Source organism: Herbiconiux sp. (assembly GCF_023264855.1).
GTDB lineage: Bacteria > Actinomycetota > Actinomycetes > Actinomycetales > Microbacteriaceae > Herbiconiux.
The window spans coordinates 108,492-123,608 of the sequence record NZ_JAHFUW010000001.1 but is presented as its reverse complement, the minus strand read 5'-3'; the positions used below and the strand labels follow the sequence as shown (position 1 = coordinate 123,608).

Below are 15,117 nucleotides of genomic sequence, written 5' to 3'. Positions count from 1 at the left end.
CTATGAAGGTTTCCGTCATCGGCTGCGGCTATCTCGGAGCGGTGCACGCTGCCGCGATGGCAGAGTTGGGTCACGAGGTGGTCGGCATCGATGTCGACCAGCGCAAGATCGATGCCCTCGCCGCGGGCAAGGCGCCGTTCTTCGAGCCCGGCCTGCCCGAGATCCTCACCTCGGCGAGTGCATCGGGACGGCTCACCTTCTCGACCGATCCTGCTGCAGCAGCCGACGCGACCGTGCATTTCATCGCCGTCGGCACACCGCAGAAGCCGGGCTCGTACAGCGCGGACATGACCTACGTCGATGCGGCGGTCGACGGCCTGCTGCCGTACCTGAAAGACGGCGATCTCGTGGTGGGCAAGTCGACCGTGCCGGTCGGCACGGCTGCGCGCCTGGCCGAGAAGGTCAAGTCGGCCGTTCCCGGGGCGGATCTGGCCTGGAACCCGGAGTTCCTCCGGGAGGGCTTCGCGGTGAAAGACACCATCTCGCCCGACCGTCTGGTCTACGGCGTCTCCTCCGACCCGGCGATCGCCGCGGCCTCGCAGGCCGTGCTCGACGAGGTGTACGCGAAGGCCCTCAGCGAGGACACCCCGCTCGTCGTCACCGACTACGCGACCGCCGAGCTGGTGAAGGTCTCGGCCAACGCCTTCCTCGCGACCAAGATCTCGTTCATCAACGCGATCGCCGAGATCGCGGACGTCACGGGTGCGAACGTCACCGAGCTCGCGGATGCCATCGGCTTCGACGCCCGGATCGGACGCCGCTTCCTCAACGCCGGCATCGGCTTCGGGGGCGGCTGCCTGCCGAAGGACATCCGGGCCTTCGGCGCCCGCGCGGAGGAGCTCGGGCGCGGCGAGTCGCTGGCCTTCCTCAAGGAGGTCGACTCGATCAACCTGCGGCGCCGTCAGCACGTCGTCGACCTCACCGTCGACCTGCTCGGCGGGCAGGCCTACAACAAGCGCGTCGCCGTTCTCGGCCTGGCCTTCAAGCCCGACTCGGACGACATCCGTGACTCGCCCGCCCTGGACATCGCCGTGCAGCTGAACGGTCTGGGAGCGCTCGTGACCGCGACCGACCCGGAAGCCATCGGCAATGCGCAGGCCAAGCATCCGCAGCTCCACTTCGTGGAGTCCATCGCCGAGGCGGTGCAGGGCGCGGACATCGTGCTGCTGCTGACCGAGTGGAAGCAGTACCGCGGGATCCTCCCGGCCGACATCGATGGCCTGGTCGCGGGCAAGACGATCGTCGACGGCCGCAACGTGCTCGACTCCGCCACCTGGCGCGAAGCGGGCTGGAACTACCGCGCGATGGGCCGCCCGTAAAGATCGGCGGATCTTGCTGCTCATCGCGTTCGGCAGCGTGTATACAAGCGCGTAGGATCGTGGTGTGAGCACAAAGAACGTGGATGTCGTCCTGATCGGTGGTGGCATCATGAGTGCCACCCTCGGAACCATGATCCGCCGGCTGCAACCGGACTGGTCCATCCTCGTGTTCGAAAAGCTGAGCGAGGTGGCGCAGGAGAGCTCCAACCCGTGGAACAACGCGGGTACCGGCCATGCGGCGCTCGCCGAGTTGAACTACATGCCTGAGGCGCCCGACGGCAGTCTCGAGGCCTCGAAAGCCATCAACATCAACGAGCAGTTCCAGGTGAGCCGGCAGTTCTGGGCGTCGCTGGTGACCGACGGCGTGCTTCCGGATCCCGAGAACTTCATCAATCCCACGCCTCACATGACCTTCGTGCGGGGCGAGGCGAACGTGGACTACCTCCGCCGGCGCTACGAGCTGCTGCGCGAGGAGCCGCTGTTCGCGGGGATCGAGTTCAGTGACGACCCTCGTGTCATCTACACCTGGGCGCCGTTGCTGGTGCGTGAGCGGGTGAAGGGCGAGACGATCGCCGCGACCCGGTTCGAATCGGGCACCGACGTGGACTTCGGATCGCTGACCAGCAATCTGTTCGACTACCTGCGCAGCACGGGTGCCGACATCCGCCTCGAGACCGAGGTGAAGAAGCTCAAGAAGCAGAAGGACGGCACCTGGACCATCTCGGTGCGGGAGCGGGTGGGCAACACCCCGCTCAGCGTCAACGCGAAGTTCGTGTTCGTCGGGGCGGGCGGGCACGCTCTTCCGCTGCTCCAGAAGTCGGGCATCCCCGAGATCAAGGGATTCGGCGGCTTCCCGATCAGCGGGCAGTTCTTCCGCACCGACAACCCCGCGGTCGTCGCGCAGCACAACGCCAAGGTCTACGGCAAGGCAGCCGTCGGCGCCCCGCCGATGTCGGTGCCGCACCTGGACACCCGGGTCGTGGATGGCCAGTCGTCCCTGCTGTTCGGGCCCTATGCGGGCTTCAGCCCGAAGTTCCTCAAGCGCGGTTCGTGGCTGGATCTCCCGCGGTCGATCCGGCTGCACAACCTCGGTCCCATGCTCGCCGTGGCCCGCGACAACGGCGACCTCATGAAGTACCTCATCGGCGAGCTGCTCGCGAGCAAGAAGAAGAAGCTCGCGGCGCTGCGGGAATTCATGCCGACGGCCAAAGCCGAGGACTGGTATCTCATCACGGCCGGTCAGCGTGTGCAGGTGATGAAAAAGGACGCGAAGAAGGGCGGAGTGCTGCAGTTCGGCACCGAGGTCATCACCTCCGCCGACGGTTCGATCGCCGGTCTGCTCGGCGCGTCTCCCGGGGCTTCGACCGCCGTCCCGATCATGATCGACCTGGTGGCGCGGTGCTTCCCGGAGCAGTATCCGGTCTGGGAGAAGAAGCTCGCCGCCATGATCCCGTCGTTCGGCACCAAGCTCAACGACACCAGGAAGGCTGCGGAGAAGTCCCTGGAATCGACCGCCCGGGTGCTGGAGCTCACGCGTTCCTGACGCACGAGGACACTCGCCGTTCACTCAGCCGGGCTTGCATGCGAGCCCATAGGATAACCGGGTGACCGACGAGACCTACACCCGCCGATCCCGCCGCGCTGAGAAACCGGCACGCCGACGACGTCGGCGACGCTGGCCCTGGATCGTCGGAGGAATCTTCCTGCTGCTGGTGGCCGCCGGCGCAGGCGCGGTCTCGGTGGTCACGAGCGCCATCACGGTGAACAGTGAGCTTGCCGATGCCAAGCCGCTGATGTCGACGGTCAAGGACAAGGTTCTGAACGGTCAAGCCGCGTCGGCGCAGTCCGATGTCGACGAACTCAAGAAACATGCCGACAAGGCCAACGAGGCGACCACCGGCCCCGCCTGGTGGCTGGCGGAGCAGATCCCCGGGATCGGGGAGAACCTGATCGCCGTGCGCACCATCACGAACAGCGTCTCGAACGTGGTCGACGACGCGATCGTGCCGGCGGTGGCGCTCGGAGACAACCTCTCGCCGGCGATCTTCAAGCCCGTCGACGGCGCGGTCAACCTTGCGGCTATCCAAACCGTCCTGCCCGTGATCGAGTCTGCCGGAACGGCCCTCACGGGAGCGAAGGACTCCATTTCGGCGCTCAAGACCGATTCGCTCATCGGACCCGTGAAGAGTGCAGTCACACAGATCAACGATCTGGTCGGCGAAGTCGAACCCGCCATCGCGACCGCGAAATCCGTGGCGCCTGTGTTGCCCGCTCTGCTGGGCGCAGACGGCCCGCGAAACTACCTTCTGGTTTTCCAGAATTCGGCTGAGGTGCGCCCGCTCGGCGGAATCGCCGGGGCACAGGTGCTCCTGACTGCGGATCAAGGCCGAGTGAGCATCGCGCAGGAGGCATCAGGCCGTGACTTCCCGTTCGAGTCGGAGGAGTTCGCGAACTCCCACGTGGGTAGGGAGGCGCGTTCGCTCTTCCTGGTGCCGTTCGGCCTGCAGAGCCAGAACAACACTCTGACTCCGCGTGTGGAGGTCGCCGCGGACCTCACTCGATCGATGTGGCAGAACACCCGGGGCGTCACCTCCGACACGGTCGTATTCATCGACCCCACTGCTCTCACCTACATCCTCAGTGCGACTGGTCCGATCACTCTGGACGATGGAACAGAGATCAACCATGACAATGCGGTTGATCTGCTTCTGAACGGCGTGTACCAGCAGTACTCAGGCAAGGCCAACTCCGATGCGCCTGACCTGCAGGACGCCTTCTTCTCAGGAGTGGCGGCGAAGACCTTTTCGGCCGTCATGAGCGGAAACCTCGACATTCCGACCTTCGTGACCGCCATGACCAAGGGAGCGTCGGAACGCCGTGTCATTGCGTCGAGCACGGATCCGACCGTCGCGCAGCTCATTGCCGACGGAGGCTTCGGTGGGCGCATGCCTCAAGAGACAGACGCGTCGCACCAGGTGGGTATCTACCTGAGCGACTATCAGGGGTCGAAGATGGATTACTACCTGCGCACCGCAATGGCTGTGGGGCAGCAGACGTGTGCTGACGGCAGCACCAGGTTGCGCGTGCAGGTCACTGCGAACAATTCGCTGGATCCTGGCGCCGTCGACGGACTTTCGATCTACGTCACGGGAAACAGCGGCAACAACTTCAACGTGCCGGTGGGAGATCTGCGGATCTTCACCTATGTCTATGCGCCGGTCGGGTCGAAGATCCTCAGCATCGACGGAAGCACCAGTCAGGCCGATTCCTTCGTGGGAGCCGACAAGGAGTACCCGGTGGCCCGAGGCGTCATTCAAGCAGCGCCGGGTGAGACGCAGACGGCGACGATCGACATCGATATCAGCGGGTTGGAAAAGAAGAGCATCGAGTCGCTCGTCGGACCCCTACTCGTTCAGCCAGAGGTGACGGAGTTGCAGTTCACCTGCTGATCCGAATCGTCTTCGCGCCCGGACGCGTCCCCCACCGATGCGCGAAAGAGACGGGGCTGTTGTCAGTAGTATGGTCAGGCGACCGCCGATCATAAGTCGACTGGATTCGCGTCAAGGTTCCGCGGGCGCGCGGGAGCGACTCGGGCAACACATCAATGGGCTTCAGCCGGCTGTGTTGCGCAACTTCATGATGCGCAATTGAGAAAGTGGGTAGCGTGCCGCTCACCAACGTGGACCTCGAATACCTCGCCATGATCCGCGACTCCACCGAGTCCATCCTGCGGGCGGCGATCGGCGACTCCCTCGACGTCGCGATCCTCGACGCGCCGAATCAGACCAACGTGGGCGACTCGCTGATCTGGGCGGGTGAGATCGCCTATCTCCGTCGGATGGGCCTTCGACTGCGCTACGTCTCCGACATCCGCACCTTCGACGCGGCCAAGCTGCGGAAGGTGATGCCCGAAGGCGTGGTGCTCCTGCACGGCGGAGGGAACTTCGGCGATCTGTGGCTCGGCCACCAGAATCACCGCGAAGACGTCGTCGCAAGCCTGACCGATTACCGGATCGTCCAGCTCCCGCAGTCGATCTTCTTCGGGTCCCCCGAGCGTGCCGAGAAAGCCGACGCCATCATCGGGGCGCATTCCGACTTCCGGCTGCTGCTCCGCGACCCCCTCTCGATCGAGCGGGCGAAAGAGCTGCTCCCGAGCATCGACACGACATTCTGCTACGACATGGCCCTGGGCTACGAGCCGCCGGTGCAGCGGAGCCCCGGCCCGCGCGACTCCGTCCTCATCATCGCCCGCCAGGACCGGGAGGCGGTGTCCGGGCTCAGTGCCGTGAAAGACGGCTGGGTGCCCGGAGTGACGTGCACCAGCACGGACTGGCACAGCGAGGGCTGGCTGGCCGTCAAATTCCGTCTCGCGCGCTCGGCGATGCGCCTGCAGCAACGGCTCGTACGCGTGCGGCGACGCCTGAAGTTCGTCCCTGCCCTGCCGCAGCGGGTTGATCAGCGCCTCATCGCCACGCTGAACGACATCAACGTCGTGGGCGCGCTCAGACTGTATTCGACGGCAGGGGTGATCGTCGTCGACCGCCTGCATGCGCACGTTCTGGCCCTCCTGCTCGGGATCGACCACGTCGCCCTCGACAACAACTACCGCAAGATCGGTGCCGTGTTCGACGAGTACACCGGAAAGTTCTCGACGGCGCGCTACGCTACCGACACCGACATGGCCCGCGGGTTCGTCGAAGAGCTGACGGCACGCTGATGCTGGCCTTCATCACGACGCTCCGGCACCCGCAGAACTCGGTCGACTACGGTCGCGTCGAGATGCTCCTGCGCGAGACCCTCCACTCCGTCGCCCAGCAGACGTCCGACGAGTACGTCATCATCATCGTCGGCAACCAGCGACCACGGTTCGAGCTACCGGAGCGGACCCACTTCGTGCCGGTCGAGTTCCCGCCGCCCGCGCCTCCGACGGGGGCGAAGACGGCGCGCGAACCGTTCGTCTGGGACAAGGGCACCAAGCTCGGGATCGGGCTCATCGAGGCCCAGAAGTACTCGCCGACGCACGTCATGATATTCGACGCCGACGACTTCGTGCATCGCGACCTCGCCGGGTTCGTTCATGAGCGCCCTCACCACTCTGGCTGGGTGATCCGTGAGGGCTGGATGTACTCGCGCTCGCGCAACTCGTACGTGCGACAGGACGGCTTCAACCGCACCTGCGGCACCTCCTTCATCATCCCCTTCGGAGCATACGAGGTGCCCGTCGAGCTGACCGTCTCGGCATCGCAGCACGAGGTCGCCGAAGGCTTCGGCGACCGACTGTCGACCATCATGGGCGCTCACCGCGACGCCGTGAAGTGGCACCAAGAACGGGGTCGTGAGCTGGAGACGTTCCCCTATCGGGCGGCCGTCTACCACGTCGACACCGGGGAGAACCACTCGGGGAAGTCGCTGGCCGGCGTCGCCCATCCGCTCGACCCGATGATGACGGTCGAATTCGGTATCGCCTCGTCGCGGGGGCGCGTGTCGACCCTCTGGTCGGCGTTCGGGCCCGTCGCGGTGGCCGAGTCGGCTGGCGATCTCGCGCGTCGCTCGGTTCGCAAGGTGCGCAGGCTCGTCTCCAGGCAGGCCTGATGCTGCAGAAGAGATCACAGCTATGAGCGACAGCGACGATCTGCGGGGCAAAGCCACACGTTCGATCGGGTGGATCATCCTCGAGCGGTGGACCTCGCGGGTTCTCTCCCTCGTCGTCATCGCCGTCCTGACGCGGCTGTTGTCACCAGAGGACTTCGGCCTGGTGTCGCTGGCGACCGTCGTCATCGCACTGCTCCAGGTGTTCGTCGAGTCCGGGTTCGTGACGGTGCTCGTGCAGAAGAAGGAACTCGGCGCGAAAGACACCTCGACGGCGTTCTGGACGTCGGTCGCGATCAGCCTCGTGCTCTATGCGGCGCTGTTCTTCTCAGCCCCCTTGCTCGGCGCGCTCTTCGACGAACCCAGCCTGCCCGGGGTTCTGCAGATCCTGGGGCTGGGGCTCCCGATTTCCTCCCTCTCGCAGGTTCCGTCAGCGCTCCTGGAGCGCTCCTTCGGCTTCCGCCCCCTGGCCATCCGCCAGGTGATCGGGGCCACCTGCGGTGCAGCGGTCGCCGTCGTGATCGCCTTCAGCGGCGGCGGTGTCTGGGCATTGGTCGCGCAGGTGCTGGTGACCAATGCGGCCTCTGTCATCGTGCTCTGGACGGCGACCTCCTGGCGCCCGAAATTCGAGTACTCCATCGCCTCGCTCAAGTCGATGTGGGCCATGGGCGTCCGCATCATGGGCATCGGCTTGCTCGATGCCCTGCAACAGAACATCGACAAGCTGCTCATCGGTGCCTTCTTCAGCGCCTCTGACCTGGGCTACTACTACCTGGCGCAGCGGATCGGCACGATCCTGATCGAACTGGTGACCACGGTGATGTCGCGCGTCACGCTGACGACGTTCTCGAAGGTGCAGGACGACCTCCCCCGACTCAACCGCATCTTCCTGCAGATGACCTTCGCCTCGGGCGCCATCGGTGTGCCGATGTTCGGGCTGGTCGCCGTTCTCGCGCCCCAGATCGTCCCCTTCGCATTCGGCCCGGGCTGGGATGCGACCATTCCGCTGATATGGATCCTGGCCGGCGGATGGGCCTTCGGCGCCGTCATGTACTTCGATCGCAGCGCCTTCCTCGCCATCGGCCGGGCCGACACCGCGCTGTGGGTTGCGCTGTTGCAGAACGTCGTCGGCGTGGCCCTCGTGTTCGCGCTGCTGCCCTTCGGGCTCTACGGTGTGGCGTTCTCCCGCTGGTCGAGGATCGCCACGTGGCCCGTCCGCATCCGAATTCTGCACCGACTCATCGGGCTGCCGGTGTGGAAGTATCTCGGACAGGTGTTCCGCAGCGTAGTCGCGATGATCCCGGTAGTCGTCGTCATCGCGCTGCTGCAGCTCACCCCCTGGGCCAGCGCTGATCACGCGTTCTGGGTGTTCGCCCTCCCCGTCGGGGTGCTCGGTCTGGTCGCCTTCGCAGGCCTGCTCTGGATGTTCGCGGGAGACGAGAACCGTGCTGTGCTGCGGACGATCGGGACGCCGGTGCTCCGCAAGGTCCGCCGTAAGCTGGCGTCGGTCACGCGGCGGTTCCGCCGCCGACCTGGTCCGAGCGAGCAGAACTGAGCAGTACGGGGCTGCGCGGGCGGTGACTAGATCCGAATGTGTGCGGTGGGATCGCCCGGGCCCGGGAAGCGCGGAGGCCGCGGCGGCCGCCGGATGCGCGCCAGGCTGATCACGAGGGCGGCGAGCAGCGCGCCGAGCGCACCTCCACCGCTGTTGGCCACGACGTCCCGGACGGTCGCGTAGCGGTGCGGGAGGGCCACGAACTGGTAGAGCTCGATGGAGGCCGAGAGCGCGATCGTGATGAAGAACGCGAGCCACCAGCGTCGAGGTCCGAGGACGACTGCCAGCAGAAACCCCAGCGGGACGAACATCGCGATGTTCGCTGCGAACTCCACGAACGAGTAGTCCACGAAGCTCGGCACGCCGCGCTCGTGCAGCTCGCGCAGGATCCGGTTCAGCAGTCCGCGGGAATCCGTGTCGACCGGAGAGGGCCACAGCACGACGAAGGCCACTCCGAACGAGTAGAGGCCGAGCAGGATGGCCGCGATGGGCCGGATGAACGCAGAGCGGTGCAGGAGGCCTCCTAGGTGGCGGTCGGTTCTGAAACCCTAACCGCTGCCCGGAGCCGGATCGCCCAGCCGGCGCTCAGTCGTCGATTCCGTCGTGCCCGTCGAGGTCGCGGCTGCGCGGCTGCACCAGGGGCATCTCGTCGATGCCGCCGGAGAGACGGGCGATGGCGGCGTCGGCGTCGTAGTTGGGGTCGGGAACGATGAACGCCATGATCATGGCGTGGTAGGAGATCGCGGCGAGGGAGACCTCGGCGGGGCGGCCCTCGTTGTCGACGAGGTAGCGGCTCTCGACGAGGTCGGGGATCGTGGTTCGCGCGATGCCGAGGCCCTCGATGATGGCGGCGGCCGCCACGGCCAGAGGGCGGTAGTCGTCGTTGAGGTCGGGGCGCAGGCGGTAGCCCACCGCGGGGATGATGTTGCGGTAGAACACCTCCATCTGGTCGAGGAAGGCCAGTTCGGAGTTGCGCAGTGCCTCGATGATGAGGTCGCGCACGCGGGCGTCGGGGTAGGAGGGGGCCGTCGAGGAGAGCGCGACGTAGGTGCGCCACTGCATCGACGAGGTGACCGACTCGAAGTTCTGCTCGGCGGCGAGGCCGGTGACGTCGACCAGGATGCGGCGGCGGCCCTCGGGGGTGCGGAGTTCGTCGGCACGGAAGCCGAGGTATTCCCACGTGGCCACCAGGGACTCTTCGTCGGCACGGCCGGGGGAGACCTGGTTGGCGACCTCGCCGAGGAGTTCCTCGAAGAAGGCCTCCTTCGATTCCCAGATGCGGTAGACCGAACTGCGCGGCACGCCCGCCTCTTTGATCAAGTCATCCATCAAGAGGTGCTCGAAACCCACCGTGAGGCCGTTCGTCTGCACCAGGGTGAGGGCCGTGTCCAGCAGCTTCGAACGCACCTCGTCTTTGGGTGTGCGCGTGCGGCCGGTTGCGGTTTTCGTCCAGCTGTTCTCAGACATGGTTGCCCCTCTCAGCACCATTTTGAGACATTATGTCCCAAGTTGCAAACCACTTGACGCACTTCTATGCTCGGGACTACGGCAGCGTGCTTCGCGCGAGTTCGCCGGACGGCCATCCACCCCTTGAAAACGGAGGATTCGAAGTGCTCCGGATGATGACTGTTGAGCGGACTCCGACGCGAGAGACACCCGGTGTCGCGGATTGATCGATCCGTCAGCAATGCGGCGGTCATCCCGGTCATCGCGCATTCGCCGGCCTTCCAGCTAGACCCAGAAGCGCGCCTGGCGACCGGCATCATCGGCGTCAACGGCGTGGCCCGTCCTGGCTTCGAAGACGCCTACCGTCAGCACTTCGAGTTCCGCCGCCTCGTCTACGTGGAGCAGACGGGCCAGCTCGACCCCTCCGATCTCTCCGACGACGGGCTCGACCGCGATGTCGACGACTCGCGATCGGTCACCTTCGCCGTGCTCGAGAACGCCCCGGAGGGCGTGCGCATCGTGGGCGTGGCCCGCACCATCATCAAGGGCGCCGACGGCGAAGACCGGCCGCTGCCGGTGGAGGAGTTCTGCCCCGAGCTCTTCGCCGACGACCCTCTGGATGCGGGCAGCGTGGAGGTCTCCCGGGTGATCGCCCGGCACGAGCGCGTCGCCATGCAGGAGCTCGTGCAGTGGCACCTGTTCGCCCTGATGTCCTCCTACTTCTCCTCGCACGACGTGGGGCGCACCTTCGCCATCATCGAGCCCTGGCTCGAACGTCACCTGGCCGGCGTGCTCGCCATCTCGCGCATCGGTGAGCCGCGCTACATCGAGCACTACCTCGACTACAACCTGCCGGTCGAGTTCGACCTCGCCGGATCGGCCGCCCGCATCAACGAGCGCAACGCCACCATCCTCGGCCAGCTCATCGCGGCCGACGGGGCCCTGGAGTACTTCGGGCGCATCTCGCGCGCCCAGCGCGAGGCCGCGGCCGGGGCATCCGAGTCGGCCGACAAGGCCGAGCCCGCGGTCGCCGCCGAATCCGCCGCCGACCCCGAGAGCGCCGAACCCGTCACGGTCGAAGGCGGATGACCTCCGTCGGCTCGCCCGAGTTCTCCCGCAACTACGGGTTCTGGAGCGAGGCCGAGCAGCAGGCGCTGGTGGACTCCCGGGTCGCAATCGCCGGAGTCGGCGGGGTCGGCTTCCAGGTGGGCACGAAGCTCGCCCGGATGGGCGTCTCCAGCTTCAGCATCGCCGATCCGGAAGACTTCGAGCCGCAGAACGCCAATCGCGTTCCCGGCGCCACCACGGCCACCTACGGGCGGTCCAAGGCCGAGGTGTTCCGCGAGCAGGTGCGCGAGATCAACCCGGCCGCCGTGGTGCACGTCTACCGCGACGGGGTGACGGTCGAGAACGTGGGCGAGTTCCTGGCCGGCGCCACCATCGTCTTCGACGAATCCGAGACCACGCATCCGGAGATCGGCACCACCATCGCCCGCACCGCCCGCGCCCTGGGCATCCCCGACATCCTGGTGGTGAACGTAGGGTTCGCCGCTCAGGTGACGGCCTTCCATCCGCGGAGCCGGTTCACCTTCGAGCGCTTCATGGGCCTGTCCGAGACGGCGCCGCTGGACGAGATCGCGGCCTCGGAGGTCGACTACTCCCGCTTCCTCCCGTACATCCCTCCCTACAGCGACCTGCGCGGCCTCGTGGCGATGACCACCGAGGCGCCCGACGGCTCCCGCGTCTCGCTGCCCTCCATCTCGCCCGGGGTCGACCTCGCCAGCGCCATCGGCACCACGCAGGCCTTCTTGCACCTCACCGCCGCGGCCGGCATCGTGAACCGCCGCCGCCGGCCGATCTGGGCTCCGCGGCTCGCCTACCTCGACGCCTACACGATGCGCGGTCGCATCCTGAGGGCCGGCAAAGCGGCGCACCTGCGGCACGTTCTGGTGGCCGCGGCGCGCGACCGCTTCGGCTGGAACCCCAAGGGGGCCTACACGCACGAGGAGATCGCGCGCCGCTCGCTCGACGGGCGCTGAGCATCCGCAGCCGTCGGCGCTGCGACTGACGAATCCCTGAGCATCGGATGCCGCGACGGGGGCGGCCTCGTAAAGCTGAGTAATAATCGACGAATGAATCGCATCGTCAGTCTCGACTGGGTTCGGGGCTGGATGCTCATCGCCAGCGTCGTCGCCAACTCCCTGCTCACCACGCCACCGTGGTTCGACCACGCCCGCTGGGACGGGGTGCACCTGCTCGACTGGATCTTTCCGGTGTTCGTCACCCTGTCGGGATGCGGCCTGGCGTTCGCGATGCACCGGCGGGTGAAGCCGTGGCCGCTGGTGCGCCGTGTGCTGGTGCTCGTGCTGGCGGGGCTGCTCTACAACGCGCTCACGCAGAACGTCTGGGATCCGGATGTCTGGACGTTCACCGGCGTGCTGCAGCTCTACGCCCTCGTCGTGCTGGTGCTCGGGCTGCTGCACCTCCTGACGCGATCCTGGCTCGGCTGGCTGATCGTCACGGTCGTGCTGGCGGCCGGCTACACCGTGGTGCTGGCAGTCTGGGCAGCCGGATGCGGCGACGCCGGGCTGACCGAGACCTGCAATCCCTCGGGTGTCGTCGACCCGGCGGTGTTCGGGGCGGCCCACATCTACCACCACGCCGAGTGGGGCTACGACCCGGTGGGGCTGATGGCGGCCTGGGGTGCGCTCGTGAGCGCATCGGCCGGGGCGACCATGGGGCATCTGCTCGTCTCCGTGCGCGACCGGCGGCCGACGGGCGGTGAAGGGCCGACGGGTGGGCTCGAGGCCGCCTTCCCGCCGCGGCATCACGACGGGGTGACGCGGGCCGTGCTTCCGTTGCTCGCCTGCGCGGCCGGTGCGCTGCTGCTGGCCCAGCTGTGCGTGTGGCTGCCCGAGTGGATCGGCGGGGCCGAGGTGCTCGTGATGAAGCGGCTCTGGACGCCGCCGTTCGCCCTGCGGCTGGTGGCCCCGGTGGCACTGGCCCTGCTGATCGGGCATCTCCTGCTGGATCGCCGCTCGCAGAACCGCATCGATCGGATCATCCGCGGGGCGTCGTACCCGCTGATCGCGCTCGGGCGCAACAGTCTGCTGGTCTACTTCGGTTCGCACGTGCTGATGAGCGTGCTGCATCGCCCGATCGAGGTCGTGGCGGCGGGCGCGGGGCCGGATGGGGCCGAGGTGGTGATCGAGACCTCGGTGGCCGACGAGCTCGCCCGGTCTATCGCGATCGGAGGTCAGGTGCAGCTCACCTGGTCGTCCGCCGTGCTGCTGTTCTGGATCCTGCTCGCCTGCGTGCTACACCGCGCGCGCCTCTACCTGCGACCCTGACCCGCGCTCGCCGACGGCGCCCCTGCGCCACCGGATCCAGGATGTTACGGGCAGAAGAAGTTTTGCGTCGCGCACCCCGAACCTGGGCGAGACATTCCCGTCAACCCACCTCTGCCTCAGCCGGGACGGTGTAATGTGAGGCCAACGGGGACGCCGGACGCGGGCCTGGATCATGGCCGTAAGGGTAACGGCACATCATGACAGGCCGGCAGGTGTCTCCTTGCGGGATGAGAGTATCGGGTCCTCTCATCCCGCTAAACAGTTAAAGGCCGAGCGCTCAGCCCTGCAGGCCGTGCTTGAATCAACGGTGTGAAGCTGAATCGTGTGCACCACATCGCCGTCATCGCGAGCGACTACGAGCGCTCGAAGGCGTTCTACCTCGACGTGCTCGGCTGCACCCTCGTGAGCGAGGTGTATCGGGCCGAGCGCGACTCGTGGATGGGCGATCTGGCGCTGAACGGCGAATACCTGATCGAGCTGTTCTCGTTCCCCTCGCCGCCGGCGCGGGCGAGCGGGCCCGAGGCGACGGGCCTGCGCCACCTGGCCTTCGAGGTCGACTCGGTTCCGGATGCCCGGGCCGAACTGGTGGCCAAGGGGGTGCGCTGCGAGGAGCTGCGGATCGACCCGCACACCGGCAAGCAGATGCTGTTCTTCTTCGACCCGGACGACCTGCCCCTCGAGCTCTACGAGGCCTGAGCCGCGCTTGTAATCCGTTCGAAGATATGTTCGAATGTGGGCATGCGATGGAATGGACAGGCGCTCGGCTCGGAGAGTGATGCCGCGTTGCCCGGGCTCGCGCGGCTGAGCAATCTCGTGCGCAGCGTGCAGACGCCTGAGTTCGCGGGGATGACCTTCCACGAAGTGCTCGCCAAGAGCGCGCTCAACCACGTTCCCGGCAGCAGCACGGCCATGCCCTACTCGTGGACGATCAATCCGTACCGCGGATGCTCGCACGCCTGCGTGTACTGCTTCGCCCGGCCGACCCACCGCTACCTCGAGCTCGATGAGGGAGCCGACTTCGACCAGCAGATCATCGTGAAGGTGAACGTGGGCGAGGTGCTCGAGCGCGAACTGGCCAAGCCGTCCTGGCAGCGGCATCCGGTCGCGCTGGGCACCAACACCGACCCGTATCAGCGCGCCGAAGGGCGGTACGCGTTGATGCCTTCGGTGATCCGCGCGCTGGCGGCCTCGGGCACGCCGTTCTCCATCCTCACCAAGGGCTCGCTGATGAGGCGCGACCTCGATCTGATCGCCGAAGCGGCCACCGAGGTGCCGGTGACCCTCGCCATGTCGATCGCCGTCTACGACGACGAGCTGCAGCAGTCGGTCGAGCCGGGCACGCCGAGCACGAAAGCGCGCCTGGCGACCGTCAGCGCGGTGCGGGAACGGGGGCTGGAGTGCCAGGTGTTCCTGATGCCGATCCTGCCGCTGCTCACCGACACAGCCGAGCACCTCGATCACGCGCTCGGGCTCGCGGCGGCGGCCGGAGCCTCGAGCGTGGTGTACTCGGCGTTGCATCTGCGGCCGGGTGTGAAGACCTGGTTCCTCGGCTGGCTCGCGCGCGAGCATCCGGAGCTGCTGGCGGTGTACGGGCGGCTGTATGCCGAGGGCAGCTATGCGCCCAAGGAGTACCGTCAGTGGCTGTCGGCGCGCATCCGGCCGCTGATCCGCAAGCACGGACTGCACAAGGGCCAGGTCTCCGCGGCCACCGGGGGAGTGGGGGAGCCCAGCCGCGGGTTCCGGGCCGGGGCGGCGGCCGTCTCCCCGAGGAACGAGGGGGCTCCGGTGCCGATGCCCGCCCGGCCGAGCTTCGGGCCGGCGGGCGATGCGCAGCCGATGCTGTTCTGAGAGCCGGCCC

General features: G+C 67.0%; 13 protein-coding genes. 11 read left to right on the top strand and 2 right to left on the bottom strand.

All coding sequences use genetic code 11. The features are described from left to right. Positions 1-2: 2 nt before the first annotated feature. The 6 genes from Q0D75_RS00555 to Q0D75_RS00530 all read left to right on the top strand — a co-directional run bounded on the left by Q0D75_RS00555 (position 3) and on the right by Q0D75_RS00530 (position 8,463). Positions 3-1,319, top strand: coding sequence for a UDP-glucose/GDP-mannose dehydrogenase family protein (locus Q0D75_RS00555; RefSeq protein ID WP_291048105.1), 1,317 nt, complete (start codon positions 3-5; stop codon positions 1,317-1,319). Between the two features lie 64 nt (positions 1,320-1,383). Then, positions 1,384-2,862 (top strand): malate:quinone oxidoreductase, encoded by a 1,479-nt coding sequence (locus tag Q0D75_RS00550; RefSeq protein ID WP_291048103.1) that lies wholly within the window; start codon positions 1,384-1,386, stop codon positions 2,860-2,862. A 61-nt stretch (positions 2,863-2,923) separates the two neighbouring features. Next, positions 2,924-4,768 (top strand): DUF4012 domain-containing protein, encoded by a 1,845-nt coding sequence (locus Q0D75_RS00545; protein WP_291048100.1) that lies wholly within the window; start codon positions 2,924-2,926, stop codon positions 4,766-4,768. Between the two features lie 215 nt (positions 4,769-4,983). Further along, entirely contained in the window at positions 4,984-6,036 is a 1,053-nt protein-coding gene (locus Q0D75_RS00540) for a polysaccharide pyruvyl transferase family protein (RefSeq protein ID WP_291048097.1), read from the top strand. Then, complete coding sequence (locus Q0D75_RS00535; protein ID WP_291048094.1) at positions 6,036-6,911, top strand: hypothetical protein; 876 nt, start codon at positions 6,036-6,038, stop codon at positions 6,909-6,911. The genes Q0D75_RS00540 and Q0D75_RS00535 overlap by 1 nt, the downstream gene beginning before the upstream one ends. Positions 6,912-6,933: 22 nt before the next feature. Beyond that, on the top strand, positions 6,934-8,463 hold the full coding sequence (locus Q0D75_RS00530; RefSeq protein ID WP_291048091.1) for a lipopolysaccharide biosynthesis protein: 1,530 nt from the start codon (positions 6,934-6,936) through the stop codon (positions 8,461-8,463). A 26-nt stretch (positions 8,464-8,489) separates the two neighbouring features. Here Q0D75_RS00530 and Q0D75_RS00525 read toward each other — a convergent pair whose 3' ends face one another. Continuing rightward, positions 8,490-8,939: a VanZ family protein gene (locus Q0D75_RS00525; RefSeq protein WP_291048311.1), complete on the bottom strand. Its 450-nt coding sequence runs from the start codon at positions 8,937-8,939 to the stop codon at positions 8,490-8,492. Positions 8,940-9,048: 109 nt separating this feature from the next. Further along, positions 9,049-9,930, bottom strand: a complete 882-nt coding sequence (locus tag Q0D75_RS00520; protein ID WP_291048089.1) for a TetR/AcrR family transcriptional regulator — start codon at positions 9,928-9,930, stop codon at positions 9,049-9,051. Between the two features lie 192 nt (positions 9,931-10,122). On the opposite strand from Q0D75_RS00520, the gene Q0D75_RS00515 reads away from it, so the two are divergent. From Q0D75_RS00515 to Q0D75_RS00495, 5 genes are all read left to right on the top strand, one after another. Further along, positions 10,123-10,998 (top strand): hypothetical protein, encoded by an 876-nt coding sequence (locus Q0D75_RS00515; RefSeq protein WP_291048087.1) that lies wholly within the window; start codon positions 10,123-10,125, stop codon positions 10,996-10,998. Continuing rightward, positions 10,995-11,948, top strand: coding sequence for a ThiF family adenylyltransferase (locus tag Q0D75_RS00510; protein WP_291048084.1), 954 nt, complete (start codon positions 10,995-10,997; stop codon positions 11,946-11,948). Before Q0D75_RS00515 ends, Q0D75_RS00510 begins: the two co-directional genes overlap by 4 nt. Before the next feature lie 93 nt (positions 11,949-12,041). Continuing rightward, a complete protein-coding gene (locus tag Q0D75_RS00505) occupies positions 12,042-13,259 on the top strand; it encodes a heparan-alpha-glucosaminide N-acetyltransferase domain-containing protein (RefSeq protein WP_291048082.1) in 1,218 nt (405 codons plus the stop codon). A 309-nt stretch (positions 13,260-13,568) separates the two neighbouring features. Then, complete coding sequence (locus tag Q0D75_RS00500; RefSeq protein WP_291048080.1) at positions 13,569-13,955, top strand: VOC family protein; 387 nt, start codon at positions 13,569-13,571, stop codon at positions 13,953-13,955. 42 nt (positions 13,956-13,997) lie between these two features. Next, positions 13,998-15,107, top strand: coding sequence for an Rv2578c family radical SAM protein (locus Q0D75_RS00495; protein WP_291048078.1), 1,110 nt, complete (start codon positions 13,998-14,000; stop codon positions 15,105-15,107). Positions 15,108-15,117 lie beyond the last annotated feature (10 nt).